Source organism: Candidatus Pelagibacter bacterium nBUS_27 (assembly GCF_051200985.1).
GTDB lineage: Bacteria > Pseudomonadota > Alphaproteobacteria > Pelagibacterales > Pelagibacteraceae > Pelagibacter.
Map to the genome: position 1 here is coordinate 1 of NZ_CP172845.1, position 16047 is coordinate 16047.

At 26.7% G+C, this 16047-nt stretch carries 18 protein-coding genes and 1 tRNA gene; 8 read left to right on the top strand and 11 right to left on the bottom strand.

The genetic code is table 11. The features are described 5' to 3' along the window. Nucleotides 1-100 precede the first annotated feature (100 nt). Nucleotides 101-1525 (top strand): chromosomal replication initiator protein DnaA, encoded by a 1425-nt coding sequence (gene dnaA, locus ACIJYG_RS00005; RefSeq protein ID WP_435096913.1) that lies wholly within the window; start codon nt 101-103, stop codon nt 1523-1525. After that, nucleotides 1515-2627, top strand: a complete 1113-nt coding sequence (gene dnaN / locus ACIJYG_RS00010; RefSeq protein ID WP_435096916.1) for a DNA polymerase III subunit beta — start codon at nt 1515-1517, stop codon at nt 2625-2627. The genes dnaA and dnaN overlap by 11 nt, the downstream gene beginning before the upstream one ends. Here the strand turns inward: dnaN and ACIJYG_RS00015 are convergent. The 3 genes from ACIJYG_RS00015 to argH all read right to left on the bottom strand — a co-directional run bounded on the left by ACIJYG_RS00015 (nt 2624) and on the right by argH (nt 6061). After that, nucleotides 2624-3325: a lysophospholipid acyltransferase family protein gene (locus tag ACIJYG_RS00015; RefSeq protein WP_435096919.1), complete on the bottom strand. Its 702-nt coding sequence runs from the start codon at nt 3323-3325 to the stop codon at nt 2624-2626. The two genes, dnaN and ACIJYG_RS00015, sit on opposite strands and share 4 nt — an antisense overlap. Nucleotides 3326-3330: 5 nt before the next feature. After that, on the bottom strand, nt 3331-4545 hold the full coding sequence (gene lysA / locus ACIJYG_RS00020; protein ID WP_435096922.1) for a diaminopimelate decarboxylase: 1215 nt from the start codon (nt 4543-4545) through the stop codon (nt 3331-3333). A gap of 124 nt (nt 4546-4669) precedes the next feature. After that, a complete protein-coding gene (gene argH / locus ACIJYG_RS00025) occupies nt 4670-6061 on the bottom strand; it encodes an argininosuccinate lyase (protein WP_435096925.1) in 1392 nt (463 codons plus the stop codon). A gap of 24 nt (nt 6062-6085) precedes the next feature. Here argH and ACIJYG_RS00030 point away from each other — a divergent pair, with 24 nt between their 5' ends. Then, the gene (locus ACIJYG_RS00030; protein ID WP_435096928.1) at nt 6086-6595 is read left to right on the top strand and encodes a TlpA family protein disulfide reductase; all 510 of its coding nucleotides are present in this window, start codon (nt 6086-6088) and stop codon (nt 6593-6595) included. Here ACIJYG_RS00030 and ACIJYG_RS00035 read toward each other — a convergent pair. Next, nucleotides 6592-6795: a twin transmembrane helix small protein gene (locus ACIJYG_RS00035; protein ID WP_435088458.1), complete on the bottom strand. Its 204-nt coding sequence runs from the start codon at nt 6793-6795 to the stop codon at nt 6592-6594. The two genes, ACIJYG_RS00030 and ACIJYG_RS00035, sit on opposite strands and share 4 nt — an antisense overlap. 49 nt (nt 6796-6844) lie before the next feature. Here ACIJYG_RS00035 and ACIJYG_RS00040 point away from each other — a divergent pair, with 49 nt between their 5' ends. Together ACIJYG_RS00040 and ACIJYG_RS00045 are read left to right on the top strand one after the other, a co-directional pair. Continuing rightward, nucleotides 6845-7495 carry an alpha/beta hydrolase gene (locus ACIJYG_RS00040; protein WP_435096931.1) on the top strand — a complete coding sequence of 217 codons (651 nt, stop codon included), beginning with the start codon at nt 6845-6847 and terminating at the stop codon, nt 7493-7495. 47 nt (nt 7496-7542) lie between these two features. Next, nucleotides 7543-8112 carry an HNH endonuclease gene (locus ACIJYG_RS00045; protein WP_435096934.1) on the top strand — a complete coding sequence of 190 codons (570 nt, stop codon included), beginning with the start codon at nt 7543-7545 and terminating at the stop codon, nt 8110-8112. Here the strand turns inward: ACIJYG_RS00045 and ACIJYG_RS00050 are convergent. The 3 genes from ACIJYG_RS00050 to ACIJYG_RS00060 are packed head-to-tail and all read right to left on the bottom strand — an operon-like array spanning nt 8109 to nt 9709. Beyond that, the gene (locus ACIJYG_RS00050; protein WP_435096937.1) at nt 8109-8642 is read right to left on the bottom strand and encodes a demethoxyubiquinone hydroxylase family protein; all 534 of its coding nucleotides are present in this window, start codon (nt 8640-8642) and stop codon (nt 8109-8111) included. The genes ACIJYG_RS00045 and ACIJYG_RS00050 overlap by 4 nt on opposite strands. Continuing rightward, nucleotides 8626-9111, bottom strand: a complete 486-nt coding sequence (locus ACIJYG_RS00055) for a disulfide bond formation protein B (RefSeq protein WP_435096940.1) — start codon at nt 9109-9111, stop codon at nt 8626-8628. Before ACIJYG_RS00055 ends, ACIJYG_RS00050 begins: the two co-directional genes overlap by 17 nt. Then, the gene (locus ACIJYG_RS00060) at nt 9104-9709 is read right to left on the bottom strand and encodes a YqaA family protein (protein ID WP_435096943.1); all 606 of its coding nucleotides are present in this window, start codon (nt 9707-9709) and stop codon (nt 9104-9106) included. The genes ACIJYG_RS00055 and ACIJYG_RS00060 overlap by 8 nt, the downstream gene beginning before the upstream one ends. 63 nt (nt 9710-9772) lie before the next feature. On the opposite strand from ACIJYG_RS00060, the gene ACIJYG_RS00065 reads away from it, so the two are divergent. The 3 genes from ACIJYG_RS00065 to ACIJYG_RS00075 all read left to right on the top strand — a co-directional run bounded on the left by ACIJYG_RS00065 (nt 9773) and on the right by ACIJYG_RS00075 (nt 11561). Then, a tRNA-Leu gene (locus ACIJYG_RS00065) sits at nt 9773-9857 on the top strand. Nucleotides 9858-9864: 7 nt separating this feature from the next. Next, nucleotides 9865-11226 carry an AMP-dependent synthetase/ligase gene (locus ACIJYG_RS00070; protein WP_435096946.1) on the top strand — a complete coding sequence of 454 codons (1362 nt, stop codon included), beginning with the start codon at nt 9865-9867 and terminating at the stop codon, nt 11224-11226. Between the two features lie 35 nt (nt 11227-11261). Continuing rightward, a complete protein-coding gene (locus tag ACIJYG_RS00075; protein WP_435098865.1) occupies nt 11262-11561 on the top strand; it encodes a hypothetical protein in 300 nt (99 codons plus the stop codon). Between the two features lie 368 nt (nt 11562-11929). Here the strand turns inward: ACIJYG_RS00075 and ACIJYG_RS00080 are convergent, their stop codons facing one another. The 4 genes from ACIJYG_RS00080 to ACIJYG_RS00095 are packed head-to-tail and all read right to left on the bottom strand — an operon-like array spanning nt 11930 to nt 16011. Continuing rightward, a complete protein-coding gene (locus ACIJYG_RS00080) occupies nt 11930-12835 on the bottom strand; it encodes a CarD family transcriptional regulator (protein WP_435096949.1) in 906 nt (301 codons plus the stop codon). Then, a complete protein-coding gene (gene fdxA, locus ACIJYG_RS00085) occupies nt 12792-13118 on the bottom strand; it encodes a ferredoxin FdxA (RefSeq protein ID WP_435096952.1) in 327 nt (108 codons plus the stop codon). The genes ACIJYG_RS00080 and fdxA overlap by 44 nt, the downstream gene beginning before the upstream one ends. Then, the gene (locus ACIJYG_RS00090) at nt 13118-13531 is read right to left on the bottom strand and encodes a TerB family tellurite resistance protein (protein ID WP_435096954.1); all 414 of its coding nucleotides are present in this window, start codon (nt 13529-13531) and stop codon (nt 13118-13120) included. The genes fdxA and ACIJYG_RS00090 overlap by 1 nt, the downstream gene beginning before the upstream one ends. Nucleotides 13532-13536: 5 nt before the next feature. After that, a complete protein-coding gene (locus tag ACIJYG_RS00095) occupies nt 13537-16011 on the bottom strand; it encodes a helicase-related protein (RefSeq protein ID WP_435096962.1) in 2475 nt (824 codons plus the stop codon). Nucleotides 16012-16047: the final 36 nt, after the last annotated feature.

Sequence of the window (16047 nt, forward strand, 5' to 3'; positions counted from 1 at the left end):
GATTAATTCTACAATCATAGATTTAATTTATTTTTAAAAAAAAATATTAAGTAGTTGCAAATTTTTTTATTTCGTTCTAACTGAGATTTCCTTAAAAGTTATGAATAAATCTACAAATATAAATAATTTAAATAGTTTTAAGTCTGAAAATTTTGATTGGAAATTAGTTCAGTCTGAAATGAAAAATAAGCTAGGACTAGATGTTTATGAAAGCTGGCTTAAAAAAATTACTTTTGTGGATGAATTTAATAATTATTTATTATTGTCTGTTCCAACAAGATTTATTAGAGACTGGATTACATCAAGATACATTGATCAAATTTTGCAAATAATTCGTTTATATAAAAAAGATATTATTAGAATTGAATTTAAAATTGATGACAAAAATACAGATCAAAATCTTGAAAATGTAAATGTTAGTGAGCAATTACCTGATAGAAGTGAAAATGTATCATTTATAAAAGATTCTTATCTGCAGTATAATCGAATTGATCCAAATAAAAGATTCGACAACTTTATAACTGGCACAAGCAATAAACTAGCTTATGAAGCATCGTTAAAAGTTTCAGAAAATATATCGCATTATAATCCACTTTACATTTATGGTGGTGTGGGAATGGGCAAAACCCATTTATTAAACTCAATTGGAATTGAACTTAAAAAAAATAACAAAGTAATGTTTATATCAGCTGAACGGTTTATGTATCAGTTTGTTAAATCGATCAAAGCTAATGATATGGTTAAATTTAAGGAATATTTTAGAAATACAGATATTTTATTAATTGATGATATTCAATTTATAAGTGGTAAAGAGGCGATGCAGGAAGAATTTTTTCATACATTCAATGCATTATTAGATAAAGGTTCTCAAATAATTGTATCAGCTGACAGAGCACCAAATAAACTATCAAGAATTCAAGATAGAATTAAGTCTAGATTTTCTGGTGGTTTAGTTGTCGATATTCAAAAACCTGATCTTGAACTTAGAAAAAAAATTGTTGAAAAAAAAACTGAGGAATTAAATAATTTATATGCAGACCAACTACAAGTATCAAAAGAAATACAAGATTTTATAAGTACTGAAATCACAGCAAGTGTTAGAGAATTAGTTGGAGCAATAAATAGAGTAGTTTCATTTTCTAGAATCTACAACAAAGTTCCAAATTTGGCCGAAACAAAGGTTGTTTTGAAAGATTTGTTAAATCTGGCTGAAAATAAAGTAACAATAGATTTAATTCAAACAACAGTATGTAAATTCTTCAAAATAAGTAAGAATGAAATGCTTTCATCAAGAAGATCCAGATATTTAGTTAGACCTAGACAAACCGCTATATATTTAACAAAAATTTTGACATCAAAATCTTTACCAGAAATTGGAAGAGAGTTTTCAAATAGGGATCATACAACCATAATACATTCAGTTAAAACTATTGAAAAAATTAAAGAAAAAGACCCCGAGATGGTAGATAATATTAATAAATTAAAAAACCAGATATTATATAATAATAAAGATAATGAAATTTAACATAAATCAACAAGATCTTCAGCAGGCATTGAATTATTGCCAAGGTGTAATTGAAAAGAGAAGCACTCTACCTATATTGTCTAATATTTTATTAGACGCAAGTAATTCCAGATTAACAATTACAGCAACAGATTTAGACTTAATATTTATTCATCAACTAAATAATGTTGAAGTATTAGAAGAAGGAAGAACAACAACAACTTCTTCAATTATGTATGATATCATAAGAAAATTCTCTTCTGGAAAAAAAATTAATTTATCTTTGACAGATGTTAGTAAATTACAAGTAGAGTCAGAAAAATCTATATTCAACTTAAATTGCATTAGTGCAACAGAATTTCCATTAACTGATGAAAATTTTAATCAAAATGAATTTACAATAAAATCTAAACAGCTTTTAAAATTATTAAATAAATGTAAATTTTCAGTTTCTAATGATGAAACAAGACATTATCTAAGTGGGATTTATTTTCATCAGACAGAAGTTGAGGATAAAAATTATTTAACAGCTGTAGCAACTGATAGTCACAGAATGTCCATTTCAAAAATAAGATTAGATCAAAAAATTGATTTTGAACCAATTATACTTCCAAAAAAAACTATTTTTCAATTATGCTCATTGCTAGATAGTTATGATGGAGATGTTAAAGTATCTAACATTAAATCAAAGATAAAATTTGAGTTAAATAATAGCATATTGATTTCAAAACTCATTGATGGAAAATTTCCCAATTATATTCAGGTAATACCAAAGAATAATCAAAAAAAACTAGAAATAGATTTAAAGTTATTTTTAAATTCTGTTGATAGAGTTGCCTCTGTATCTTTGGATAAAAAAGATGGGGTTAAATTTAATTTATCAAAAGATACTTTAGACCTTTCGGTCAATAATACAAATAGTGGTGATGGTAAAGAAACATTAAATGTAAAATTTGATCATGATTTAGAAATAAGTTTTAACTCAAGATACTTAATTGATGTTGCTTCGCAATTAGATGGAGAAAGAGTTGAAATATTTTTTAATGACACAGGCTCACCAGCTTTAATAAAAGATCCAGGTGATTTTGATAGTATTTTTGTAGTTATGCCTATGAAGGGTTAGTTTAACAAATTAAGCTCTTCATAAATATTATTTTCTAAAATTTTGATAAAATCCTTCTTTGAGTAACCTGCTATTATTGGTTTTAAGATTGAAATAGTTATTACTTTATTGCTATGTTTTAGACCCTTTTTAGGCCAAACATAACCCGAATTAATAGCAACTGGCTGGCAAGAAATTTTTAATTCTTCATAAATTCTTGATGCACCTTTTTTAAAAGGGGGTCTTTCACTTGGCAGAACTCTAGTACCTTGTGGAAAGATTATTAATGGTCGTTTAGACTCATCAATTATCTTAGAGATATCTTCAAAGAAACCCAAGTTATCCTTGGTAACTTTATTTCTCTTAATTGATATTGATCCAATTTTTTTAAGATACCAACCAAAAATTGGAATTAAAAGTAATTCTTTTTTTAAAATGAAAACTGGTGAATTGAAAATAGTTTGAAGATAAAATGTTTCAAACATTGACTGATGAGATGCAGCAATAAAAAACTTTTCATTATTTAAAATATTTTCTTTACCTTTTATTATTATTTTTGTGGATAAAAAAAACTTTAAACAAAAGCTTGTCCAATAACCCATCAATTTACCACCAAATAAAACAACTTTTTGAGGTAAAAGAAAAGCAGGTAAAAAAAATAATGAAATAATAATTATTCCAGAAAAAAAGAATATTGAAAATATAAAGTTTCTTATCATTAAAGCTACATCAAATCTTTGTGCTTTTGCCTTTTTTTAATAATTCTAATTTTTGATTCTTCAATTAGTAATTCTGCTGGTTTTGGCCTTACATTATAATTTGAGCTTAATGACATCCCATATGCACCAACATCACACATTACAATAATATCTTTTTCCTTTAATTTCTGAAAATTTTTTAATGACGTAAATTTGTCTGTACTCTCACAAATGGGACCTACAAATTCATAGGTTTTTTTTGATTTTCGACTTGTTTTGATTGAGGGTAATGTTTTGTGATTTGCTCCATATAAAGCGGGTCTCATCAAATCATTCATGGCCGCATCTAGTATAACAAAATCTTTCTCATCATTTTCTTTAATGTAAATGACTTTAGAAATTAAAAAACCTATATTTCCGACTATAGATCTTCCTGGTTCAAAAATTATTTTTGTAGAGTGTTTTTTTAAAAATTTTTTGATGGCAATATTGTATTTGGTGTAACTAAGTTTTTTATTATTATCACCATAAGAAATTCCCATTCCTCCACCTAAGTCAATAAATTCAAAGTTATGTTTAGTTTTAACAATAATTTTATCAATCACATTAAGCATTTTTTCATAAGGTTTATGGTTTAAAATTTGACTTCCAATATGAACACTTAAACATTTTAGACTAATATTTTTTGAACCCGTACAGTAATTAACAAGCTCTAAAAATGTCTTTTCATTTACACCAAATTTATTTTCTTTTTTACCAGTTGAAATTTGACTTAAAGTATTTGCATCTGTATTTGGATTTAATCTAATACCAATTTGTACTTTCTTTTTTTTATTTTTTGCTATTCTATCAATTTCTTTGATTTCACTTTTAGACTCAGCATTTATTAATAATATTTTTTTATCAATAGCATACGCTATTTCCTTTGATGTTTTGCCAACACCTGAAAAGACAATTTTTTTTGGATTAATACCTGCTTTAAGAGCCATCATAAGTTCTCCTATTGATACAACATCTGCTCCTAAACCAAATTTTTTGATTTCTCTAATTAAATTTACATTCGTATTAGATTTAATTGCAAAACAGATTAATGGAGAAAAAGATTCAAAATTTTTTTTAAAGTCATTAATATTTTTTTTTAACTGATTATAAGAATAACAATAAGTTGGTGTATCAAATTTTTTAGCAATATCTCGAACTTTTACTTTTTCAATTGTTAGTATTTTTTTGATATATTTCATCAAGCCTTATTGGTAAGGATTTTTATTTCAGCTTTTTGTTTTGGATCTTTATATTCAGGATCTCCTTTTTTTCCACAAGAGATCAATAAACAACTAAGTAAAAAGGTAAAGATAATTTTTTTAATCATTTTTGTTTCTTATATTTTATTATCATTTTTTTAATATTTTCAAAAGCTGTTCCTCCATAAGATTTTTTAGAATTTACAGAATTTGTTAAATCAAACACTTTTAAAACATCGCTAGTTAATTTTGGCTCAATTTTTTTTAATTCTTCTAAACTTAACTCATTAAGTTTCTTTTTTTTCTTTTCAGCCAAATTAACAACAGCAGCTGTTTTTTGATAAGCTTTTCTAAATGACATGGAGTGTTTTTTTACAAGATAATCTGCAAGATCTGTTGCAGTAATGTAGCCCGTATTAGCAAGTTCAAGCATTCTTTTTTTATTAGGGCTAGAATTCTTAAGTACTTCATCAAATATTTTTAGACTATTTATTAAAATGTCATTAGATTTAAAAACAATTTCCTTATCATCCTGAAGATCTTTGAAATAAGATAAAGGCAATCCTTTCAAAATCGTAAGCATAGAGAATAAATTTCCATAACTGCTCCCAGATTTTCCTCTTAAATATTCTAGAAGATCAGGGTTTTTCTTTTGTGGCATTATGGAGGAGCCTGTTACGATTTTATCTGATAAATTTAATAAACCAAATCCATCTGAGCTCCATATGATTAATTCTTCTGCAATTCTTGAAATATGCATTGAACATACAGAAATACTATACAAAAAATCTAAAACAAAATCTCTATCTGAAACAGTATCAATTGAATTATTTGTTGGTCTTTTAAAACCAAGTTTTTTACTAGTATAATTTCTATCTATATTAAAAGAAGTGCCTGTCAAAGCAGCAACTCCTAATGGATTTTCATCTAAGCTATCTAAATTATTATTAAATCTTTTTTTGTCTCTATTAAACATTTCAACATAAGCCATTAAATAGTGGGCAAATGAAATAGCTTGAGCATTTTTAAGGTGTGTAAAACCAGGCATTATGGTGTTAATATTTTTTTCAGCTAATTTTAATGTACTTTTAATTACTTTATCTAAATTAAAGTTAATCTCTTTGGTTGCAGATCTCATCCAAATTTTAAAATCTGTAATAACTTGGTCGTTTCTTGATCTTGCTGTATGAACATAACCTGCTTCATCACCAATTATTTGAAAAAGTCTTTTTTCAATATTCATGTGAATATCTTCATATTTCTTATTAAACTCAAATTTTTTATTCGATATTTCTTTTTCTATTTTATTTAGACCATAGATAATTTTATTTTTAATTCTAAAAGAAATAATTTTTTGTTTAAAGAGCATTTCAACATGTGCAATGGACCCTTGAATATCTTCTAGGTAAAGTCTCTTATCGATATCTAAAGAACTACCTACTTTTTGAAATAAAGTCGAAGAACTTTTTTTAATTCTAGTATTCCAAATTGCTTGGTTGTTTTTATTTTTTCTCATGTTATTTAATTATACCTATTTAACATGAGATTCTTAATATTATTTATTTTTTTGATAACAAATGTTGCGGCAAATGAATTGTCTGAAATAAAAAATATAGTCATACATAAAGACCCAAAAACATACGATAATCTAATTTTTTTAGACAAAAAAGATCAAAAAATTAATATTAAAGATTTTAATGGAAGCTTGGTTTTAATGAATTTTTGGGCAACTTGGTGTGAGCCATGCAAGGAAGAAATGCCATCATTGGATAGACTTCAAAATAATCCAAAACTTAATAATTTAAAAATTTTTGTAATTAATATTGAAAAAGAAAATTTAAAAAAGGTTAATAAATTTTTACAAGAATTGAATATTAAAAATTTAGAACCTTATTTTGACAATCCAATAACTTTAGCAAAAAAACTTTCACTACGTGGAGTTCCAACAACAGTACTTTTTAATACTGAGGGTAAAGAATTCGCAAGGATTATGGGTTCAATAGATTTTGATGATTTAAAATTTATTGAGTGGTTAAAAAATTATAATTAGTTTTTAAAAAAATAAGCAAACGCAACAAGAACAAGTATTGCTATAAATTGCAAAAGAACTCTTAATTGCATTAATTTATTAGAATATTTTTTACTAGTCTCTCCACCTTTAAATAGAGTTCCAATACCTAAAATTAATACAATTCCAACTGCTAATAAAAGTACAATAGATATTATTTTAACTAATATTCCTGAAATCATATAATTATTGTAGTGTGTTTTAAAAAATAAAAAACATAATTAATTGACTATGACATTTTGCCTAAACTCTATAATTATAAAACCAGAAAATGGGAACGAGATCAAAAATGCTATAATCTTACTTCATGGGTATGGTGGTGATGGCAAAGATATAAGCATGCTGTCTTTAAATTGGAAAAGACATATGCCAAATACAGTTTTTATTTGTCCTAATGGACATGAAACTTGCTCAATTAATCCATCAGGATTTCAGTGGTTTGATTTAACTAAGGATGATCCTGAATACATCCTTGAACAATCTATAAAGGCTGAAAATAAAATTCAAAAATTTATTCACGAAATTAAGCAAGAATTTCATTTAACCAATGATAAAATATGTTTATCAGGATTTAGCCAAGGATGTATGATGTCAATTAATGTGGGTTTAACTTCTGAGAAAAAATTTTCATGCATTGTTGGTTTTTCAGGAAAAATTATCGATCAGGATAATCTAAAAAATAGAATAAAAAATTCTACAAATACTTTATTGATACATGGCGAGTCAGATCAAATAGTACCTTCAACAAGTTTATTAGAAGCAAAAGACTTTTTAATTAGAAATAATATTGAAGTTGAGACTCTATTAATTAAAAATTGTGATCATCATATTCCTATGGAAGCATCAAGTACAGCTCTTAATTATATTTTAAAAAAATTTTAATACCTCTTATTATTGATAAAATAACTCAACTAAGTTAAAAATAGTTAATGAATAATTTTTTTGAACAAAATGTTTCATTAGAAAAGTGCCCAGCTTTAGTTCTTAATGCTGATTACAGACCATTAAGCTATTATCCATTATCTTTATGGTCTTGGCAGGATACTGTTAAATCTGTTTTTCTAGATAGAGTTATAATTGTTAGTAATTATGATCGAACAATCAGAAGTCCATCATTTGATATGAAATTACCAAGTGTTATTGCTTTAAAAGATTATATCGTACCACAATCAAAACCTAGTTTTACAAGGTTTAATGTATTTTTAAGAGATAAGTTTTCTTGTCAATATTGTGGAAGCAATGAAGAGCTTACTTTTGATCACTTGTTACCGAGATCAAAAGGAGGTGAAACAAATTGGGATAATGTGGTTACCGCATGTTCTTTGTGCAATGTGAGAAAAGGAGGAAAGTTATTAAAATATTCAGGCATGTCGCTTAATCAAAATCCTTACAGACCTTCAACTGAAGATTTACACAAAAATGGTAAAAACTTTCCACCTAATTTTTTGCATAAAAGTTGGATGGATTATTTATATTGGGATGTTGAGTTAGAGTCTTAAATTTTTTCAGAAATATTAATTGCAATTTTAGAACCAGTTTTAATCATTAAATCTAAAATTGAATATGCACCCTTTTTTGTTGCACCTTTTTCGTATGCTATATCTTTGTGATTTAACTCATCTTGTCTAAATTTAGTAATCTTTTTCTTTAAATTTCTTTCATTGCTTCCAAGCTGTTTTATTTGATTTAAGTAGTGTTCATCAATTACCTCTTCCACAGAAGCTGTACACAGCATTGCCGCTTTTTTACCAAGTAAAGTTGAACCAAAACCTAAACCAACGCCAAGCAAATCCCAAAGAGGCAACAATTTTGTCGGAGGAATTTTTCTTTTTTTAATTTCATTTTCAAAAAATTCACAATGTTCTTTTTCATGTATTTTCATTTCCTCAATAGTTTTTTTTAAACTTTCATCTTTTACAAATGTATTAAGAGCAAGTAATTGACCTTCATATATTTTAACTGCTCCACGTTCACCAGCATGATCAACTCTTATGAATTCTTCAATTTTTTTTTTATCTATTTTTGTCATATTCAAAATACATTTTTATTAAGATAATAGTTATTAAACATGAAATAATTATATTAAATGTTGTAAGTGATAATCCAAAGATTTTAAATGTTACATCTTTGCAACTAACACTTTTTTGTTGCAATTGCTTGAGTATTTCTTCTTTTGATAGAGTTTCAGATGCATTTTGGAGATCACACACAAGTGATTCTTGTATTAAGCCTTGCTCAATACCGAAGTGGTATAAAGATAGTAGTGTTGCACCTAGAAACACTATTATTAATAAGAAAATAAAAAATTTTTCAAAATGATTAAATTTTAAATTTAGAATAATAATAATTATTGAAAAGAAATATGGTATTCTTTCCAATAAACAAAGATTACAAGGTTGATGGCCCAGAACATGCTCAATAAAGTAAGCTGAAATTAATGCAATTAAACTAATTAGAAAAATAGTTTTGAATAAATTTTTTTGAATTAGACTAAGCATTTAACTTGTGAATTAAATATATAATAACAAATATTAAAACTAATAATATGCCAACAATAGTAAACCATTTAGAACCATATTTGCTCATGAACTGTGTAAATAAATGACCAAATCTATATGATAAATAAGCTATGATAAAAAATCTTAAACTTCTTGAAATTAAGCTGACCAATATAAAGCCTAATAAATTAAAACCAATTAATCCGCTTGCAATAGTAAACACTTTATAGGGTAATGGAGTAAAGCCAGCTAGAAAAAGTATCCCTAACCAAGCCAGAAAACCTTCTTCAAGTGTTAGACTATTTTTTAAGGCAGAAACTTTGTTTTCATAGCCATAAAACTCAATTACTCCCATTGCTATATCAAAAAATATAGCACCTAACATGTATCCGAATATACCACCCAAAACTGAAAAAATAGACGCTATTATAAAAATCTTAATATATTTAATCTTTTTAGCAATGACCATTGGAATGATCATAACATCAGGAGGAATTGGAAAAAAAGAACTTTCAGCGAAAGAAACTATACCTAAAAAAAAATTAGAATTTTTATGAGAAGCCAAATCTAAACATTTTAGGTAAAGAGTTTTAAACATTTTTTGGTTTTATTATAATTTTAGTTCTTATACTATTTAAAATATTATTTTATTAATAATTAAGGGCGAATGGCGGAACTGGTAGACGCGCACGACTCAAAATCGTGTTTCGCAAGAAGTGAGAGTTCGATTCTCTCTTCGCCCACCAAGAATTTATGAATATAGATCAATATAATAACCTTTTAGAATTGTTTCATTATCAATTTGTAAAAGAAAAACCTGATCAAATTTTTCTTCAATCACTAAAAGACCATAACTTGAAATTTACTTGGCAAGATACATACCTAAATATTTTAAAGTTGGCTGAAGAATTAGATAAAATTATTGATAATAGTGATCGATGCTTGTTAATTTCAGAAAACAGGCCAGAGTGGATGATTTCCGATTTAGCCATTATGTTATCTAAAGGCGTAACAGTTCCAGCTTACACAACCTATACCGAAAGAGATTATGAATATTTGATAGATGATTGCGAACCATCAGTAATAATTGTTTCTGATGAAAATCAATACAAAAAAATAAAGAATTTTATAAGTAATAAAACATTTATTAAGAAAATAATTTCATTTGAAAGCTTCAAAAACGATCATAAAATAATTTGCATAAAAGATATTTTTAAAAAAAAACAATTTAAAGAAAAGAATTTATTAAATCTTGAAATAAAAAGAAAAGATTTAGCATGTATAATTTATACATCTGGTACACAAGGTAACCCAAAAGGTGTAATGTTAAGTCATGGAGGCATACTAAGTAATTGTGAGGGATCAATTTCATTATTGAATGAAATCATTTCAGTAAAACCAAAATTTCTTACTTGGTTACCTTTATCTCATTCATATGAACATACCGTACAATTTGTTCAGATTGCAATTGGTGCTCAGGTTTTTTATGCAGAAAGTATTGATAAACTAATTAAGAATATGAGTGATTGTAGCCCTGATATAATGACGGCTGTGCCACGGTTTTATCAAAATTTGTATCAAAAAATTGATACAAGCTTTAACAAGACCAAGGGTTTCAAAAATTATCTAATAAATAAAACATTACAGCTAGGTAAAAAGAAACTATTAAAAGAAAAATTTTCCTTACTTGAGTCTTTACAAAATTTAGTTTGTGAAAAATTAGTTAGAAAAAAAATAAAATCTCAATTTGGAGGATCATTAAAAGCTTTTATATCAGGTGGAGGAGCACTTGATAAGGAAGTTGGAGTATTTTTAAACTCAATAGGACTTCCAACGCTGCAAGGTTATGGTTTAACTGAAACCTCTCCAGTTGTGAGCTGCAATCCAATTCACGATATAAGAATTCAAACTGTGGGACCTCCCTTCACAGGAAATCAAGTTAAAATAGCTAATGATGGAGAAATTTTGATCAAGGGAGAAAATGTAATGTTGGGATATTGGAATAATAAGGCAGAAACAGATAAAGTGTTAAAAGATGAGTGGTTATATACAGGTGACATTGGTCATTTTGATAATAGATATTTAAAAATTACTGATAGAAAAAAGATATTATAATTACCCTTGGAGGAGATAATATTTCTCCAGTTAAGATAGAAAATGATCTTGCTAAAATAAATTTTATAGAACAGTCATTAGTATATGGAGATAGTAAACCTTATTTAGTTGCTCTATTAATCTTAAATAAAGAATTTAAAAAAACTTCTAACAACGAAATTGATCGTGAAATAGAAATAATAAATAAAAACTTACCAAAAATAGAAAAGATAAAAAAATTTATTGTTGTTGAAGAACAATTCACAATTGAAAATGGATTAATGACTCCAACGTTAAAATTAAAAAGATTTAAAATAATTAATAAATATAAAAATCAATTAGAAAAACTTTATTAAATATTATTATTAAGTGTGTTTATTATCCGCATAAACATTAATTAAATTGATTAAATAAAATTTTAAATAAAAAATAAAAAATAAAAAATTTATTTAAAAATTCAGTTTTAATTAAAGAATTGACATAACTTACATAAAAAAATAAAAATATAGTATTAGCGAATCAACTTGATTCGTTTAACTTAAACAGGGAGCTAAAGATGCCTAAGAAAAGAAAAAAAGCTGCTAAAAAAACTAAGAAAAAAGCAGCAAAGAAAACTAAGAAAAAAGCAAAAAAGGCTAAAAAAGCTAAAAAAAGAAAAAGATAGTAATTTACTAATCTTTACTAAAAACGCTTCTCATTACAAACTGTATGAGAGGCGTTTTTTTTATTCGTCTAAATTTTCGTCTGGATCAGTTGTAGGCTCTTCAACAGGTAATTCTGCTGTAGGTGATTTTGGTGCAGAAGCTATTGGTTGTACCTGTCCACCTAAATTTCTTTTTAACGCCTTATCAAGTTTCTTTTGTGTATCCTCTAAAGATACATTTAACACAATTTGAAACTCTGATAAAATTCTTTCATATGCTTTTTCAAACAATTGTCTTTCACTATAAGATTGGTCAACCATAAGATCATCCCCTTTATTTAAATCCCTAACTACCTCTGCTAATTCATAAATTTTACCAGAAGAAATTTTAGCTTCATATTCTTGTGCTCTTCTACTCCACATAGATCTTTTAATTTTTGGCTTACTTTTTAAAATGGAAATGCATTTATTAACTTGATTGATTGTTGCTAGAGGTCTCAAGTGAGATTGTTTATTAACTGGAACCATACCGTTGGCTTTATCTTTTTCAAATTTTATGACGTATGTTTCGACATCAATACCACCAATATTTATCTTTTTAAATTCTGTGATTTGACCAACGCCGTGCTTTGGATAAACAATGTGGTCTTTTATTTTATATTCTCTTTTTTCAGTTTCTTGTTTTTTAACTTTTTTTATTTCAGGTTTTATTTCATTACTTTTAGAAATTCTTAAGTTATCAACTTTTGGCTCCTCTTTGGTTTCAGAGGCTTTTGCTGTTTTTTTTATCTTACCTAGTTTAGGAGCAACTTTTTTTAAAACTTTCGTTGTTTTTTTAATTACAACTTTTTTAGTTGTTTTTACTTTTTCTTTTACTAATTTTTTAGCTTTAGCCACTTTTTTAATTGGAACTTTCTTCTTCACTTTTTTCTCAGGTTTAGCTTTAAAGATTTTCTTTAAAATATTTTTCGTACTTATTTTGCTCATTTTTAAATTTTTCATGATCCGTTGGAGGATCTTTTCTTTCACTTATGTTTGGCCAGATTTCTGAATATTTTTTATTGATTTCTAACCACTGTTCACTCCCAGACTCAGTATCTGCTTTAATGGCATCAACTGGACATTCTGGCTCACAAACGCCACAATCTATACACTCATCCGGTTTAATTACAAGCATATTTTTGCCTTCATAAAAACAATCCACTGGGCAAACATCAACGCAGTCAGTTAATTTACACTTAATACATTTATCATTAACTATATAAGTCATTATAATTTTTCTTTTTTAATTCTGTCTTTAATATCGCCCATTGTTGAACTGTCAATATAAAGTAAACCGGCTAGACGTCTCATTAAATTTGTCTCATAAATATCAGCTTCATTGTTAGAGTAAATAATAGACCATAGAGCTTCAATTATTTTAATTTTGTCAGTTTCAGGTAAGTTTTTTACTTCTTTTGTAAAATCTAATATTTGATTTGAATTTTCTTCAATAGTTTTTGCCTCTTGAATAATTTTAGATATACCTTTCTTGTCTGCACCTAATTCTAGAAGAGTTTTTTTAATAATTTCTTCTTCACTTTCAGTATAATTTTCATCAATTTTAGCTGCATGAATTAATAATGCGCATGTTTTAACTAAAAAGTTAATTTCAGTGCCAGGTAAATCTTTTTTAAAAAACATTAGAATTAACTGAGATTTAAATTTTTTAAGATTTTAAATGGATTTTCACTTGAAACTTCTTTTGTTGAATTCTTTTTAAATTTTTTAATTGGATTATATTTAAAAAAAGTTTCATCATTTTTATCAAATATTTTATAATTCATTTTTTGTAAAAGTTTCTTAAAATTATCTTTGCTACAACCTAATAAATTAAGCATTTCTGGTATCATCTTAATTTCTTTTGAATTTGATGAGTTTATGATTAGCATAAATAATCTTTCAAGGATGTCTATTCTTACAAATAGTGTATCAAAATTTTCAAACCCACATAAAAGCATAAAATTTTTATTTCTAAGCTCTTTATCGTCTAAAAAATTTAGACCAAATGTAGGTGGCTTGATATTATAATATTTCTGATGGAAATTTTTCCACAATAATGTTCTTAATGATACTGCTTCTGGCTTAATTAATTGGTATAAAAATACGTGGTATCTTCCAAATTTTACACCCAAATCTCTTAAAATTTTTCTTTCATTTTGACCAAGTGACTTAAGATATTCGGAAACTTGTTCTCTTTTTAATACCCCATTATTTTCATAAAGTTGATAAGCTAAAGCTTTGATTGATGAATTTTTATCTTTAAGATTCTTTAGATCTACTAAGCTTTTAAGAACCAAGTTAATTTTATCTTGTATCCATTTATTTATATAGTCACTAAGTTTTTGTTTTTGAATAGGTTCAATAATATCATCAACTATGAGTTCAAAATTTGGATTTAAATAATCATGCCCAGAAGATAATTTTGCAATTGGAAAATCATTCCAATAAATTTTAAAATCATCATTTAATTCAATCAATCCCGTGTCAATAATAATTTGAATTCTTTTTTCTAGCTCTGGTCCAATAGTCTGTCTTGCGGCTTTTTTTAAAGATTTGATATCTGTTTCTAAAGCACCTTTTTTTAAATCCAGTAACAATTTAAGACCATTTATTTTGCCAATAAATTGGTCATCAATCATTACATCGTTATTACTAAGTATATCTGTTTTGAATTCCATATCTTGTTTTAAACCTCTTGCGAGAACACTTGCTCTTTTATCAATAAATGTTTTGGTAAGTTCTTCATGAAGTCTGTCTGAAAGTTTATCTTCTAGGTGTTTTGTTTTTTCAATCCAATAGTCTTGATTTTCTGTCCAATTATTTTTATTTGAAACATAAGACCAAGTTCTTACATTTGCAATTCTATTTGATAGAGAATCAACATTTCCCTCCAATTTATCAAGCTTTATAAGCTGTAATCTCATAAAATCATCTGTGATTTGGTGTTTTCCACTACTGAGATATTTGAAAACATTTCCTATGACTTCATAATGATTTCCATATGTTTTTTTGACAAAATCAGGAATTTGACAACATTCCCACAAAAGACTAAGTAATTTTTTATCGAAATTTAAATTTAATAGGTTTTTATCTTTTAGAAAATATTTAAGAGCTTTTTCATCTTCACATTCATGAATTTTACGTAACCATCCCATCTGTGGTTTTTCTTCTAAAGATTTTATTAAACTAAAAGTATTATTAAAATTTAAGTTTGAATTTCTCCAAAATAAAGTTCTTATATCTTCAAATTTATGGCTTTCTAATAGCTCTACATCTTCAGCTGTAATCTCTTTACAATCACCAGTAACACCAAAACTACCATCATTTAAATATCTTCCAGCTCTACCAGCAATTTGACCTATTTCAGATAAATTTAGTTTTCTTAATTTTTTTCCATCAAACTTTTTAAGATTAGAAAAATAAACATAATCTAAGTCCATGTTAATGCCCATTCCTATTGCATCTGTTGCTACTAAAAAATCAACATCACCAGATTGGTAAAGTTCTACTTGAGCATTTCTTGTTTTTGGACTTAAAGACCCCATGACAATTGCTGCTCCACCTTTTTGTCTTCTAATTAATTCAGCTATTGCATAAACTTCCTCAGCAGAAAAAGCTATAATTGCTGTTTTTCTATTTATTCTTGAAATTTTTTTATGACCTGCATATGTTAATTTTGACAATCTTTCTCTATTTATAAATTCTATATCACCATCTAATTTAGAAATTATATTTTTGATAGTATTAGAACCCATAAGCATTGTAAGTTTTTCACCTCTCATGTTTAAAAGTCTGTCTGTAAAGATATGACCTCTTTCGTGATCAGCACACATTTGAATTTCATCAACACCAACAAAATCTAAATGTTTATCAATTGGCATGGACTCCACTGTGCATAGGAAATATTTAGCATTGGTTGGAATAATTTTTTCCTCACCAGTTATTAAAGCAACTTTATCTACACTGACTTTTTTTATGACTTTGTCATAAACTTCTCTGGCTAATAATCTTAAAGGAAAACCAATCATGCCTGACTCAAATGAAAGCATAGTTTCAATAGCCAGATGTGTTTTTCCAGTGTTAGTGGGTCCGAGAACAGCAGTAATTTTGTATTTAGTCATTTCTACCTTTGGTGTACTTTTTTTTATACCTACCAG

Bases quoted from the DNA above. Each gene is read 5' to 3' on its own strand.
- dnaA (WP_435096913.1), top strand. From the start codon at position 101: ATGAATAAATCTACAAATATAAATAATTTAAATAGTTTTAAGTCTGAA.
- dnaN (WP_435096916.1), top strand. From the start codon at position 1,515: ATGAAATTTAACATAAATCAACAAGATCTTCAGCAGGCATTGAATTAT.
- ACIJYG_RS00015 (WP_435096919.1), bottom strand. From the start codon at position 3,325: ATGATAAGAAACTTTATATTTTCAATATTCTTTTTTTCTGGAATAATT.
- lysA (WP_435096922.1), bottom strand. From the start codon at position 4,545: ATGAAATATATCAAAAAAATACTAACAATTGAAAAAGTAAAAGTTCGA.
- argH (WP_435096925.1), bottom strand. From the start codon at position 6,061: ATGAGAAAAAATAAAAACAACCAAGCAATTTGGAATACTAGAATTAAA.
- ACIJYG_RS00030 (WP_435096928.1), top strand. From the start codon at position 6,086: ATGAGATTCTTAATATTATTTATTTTTTTGATAACAAATGTTGCGGCA.
- ACIJYG_RS00035 (WP_435088458.1), bottom strand. From the start codon at position 6,795: ATGATTTCAGGAATATTAGTTAAAATAATATCTATTGTACTTTTATTA.
- ACIJYG_RS00040 (WP_435096931.1), top strand. From the start codon at position 6,845: ATGACATTTTGCCTAAACTCTATAATTATAAAACCAGAAAATGGGAAC.
- ACIJYG_RS00045 (WP_435096934.1), top strand. From the start codon at position 7,543: ATGAATAATTTTTTTGAACAAAATGTTTCATTAGAAAAGTGCCCAGCT.
- ACIJYG_RS00050 (WP_435096937.1), bottom strand. From the start codon at position 8,642: ATGACAAAAATAGATAAAAAAAAAATTGAAGAATTCATAAGAGTTGAT.
- ACIJYG_RS00055 (WP_435096940.1), bottom strand. From the start codon at position 9,111: ATGCTTAGTCTAATTCAAAAAAATTTATTCAAAACTATTTTTCTAATT.
- ACIJYG_RS00060 (WP_435096943.1), bottom strand. From the start codon at position 9,709: ATGTTTAAAACTCTTTACCTAAAATGTTTAGATTTGGCTTCTCATAAA.
- ACIJYG_RS00070 (WP_435096946.1), top strand. From the start codon at position 9,865: ATGAATATAGATCAATATAATAACCTTTTAGAATTGTTTCATTATCAA.
- ACIJYG_RS00080 (WP_435096949.1), bottom strand. From the start codon at position 12,835: ATGAGCAAAATAAGTACGAAAAATATTTTAAAGAAAATCTTTAAAGCT.
- fdxA (WP_435096952.1), bottom strand. From the start codon at position 13,118: ATGACTTATATAGTTAATGATAAATGTATTAAGTGTAAATTAACTGAC.
- ACIJYG_RS00090 (WP_435096954.1), bottom strand. From the start codon at position 13,531: ATGTTTTTTAAAAAAGATTTACCTGGCACTGAAATTAACTTTTTAGTT.
- ACIJYG_RS00095 (WP_435096962.1), bottom strand. From the start codon at position 16,011: ATGACTAAATACAAAATTACTGCTGTTCTCGGACCCACTAACACTGGA.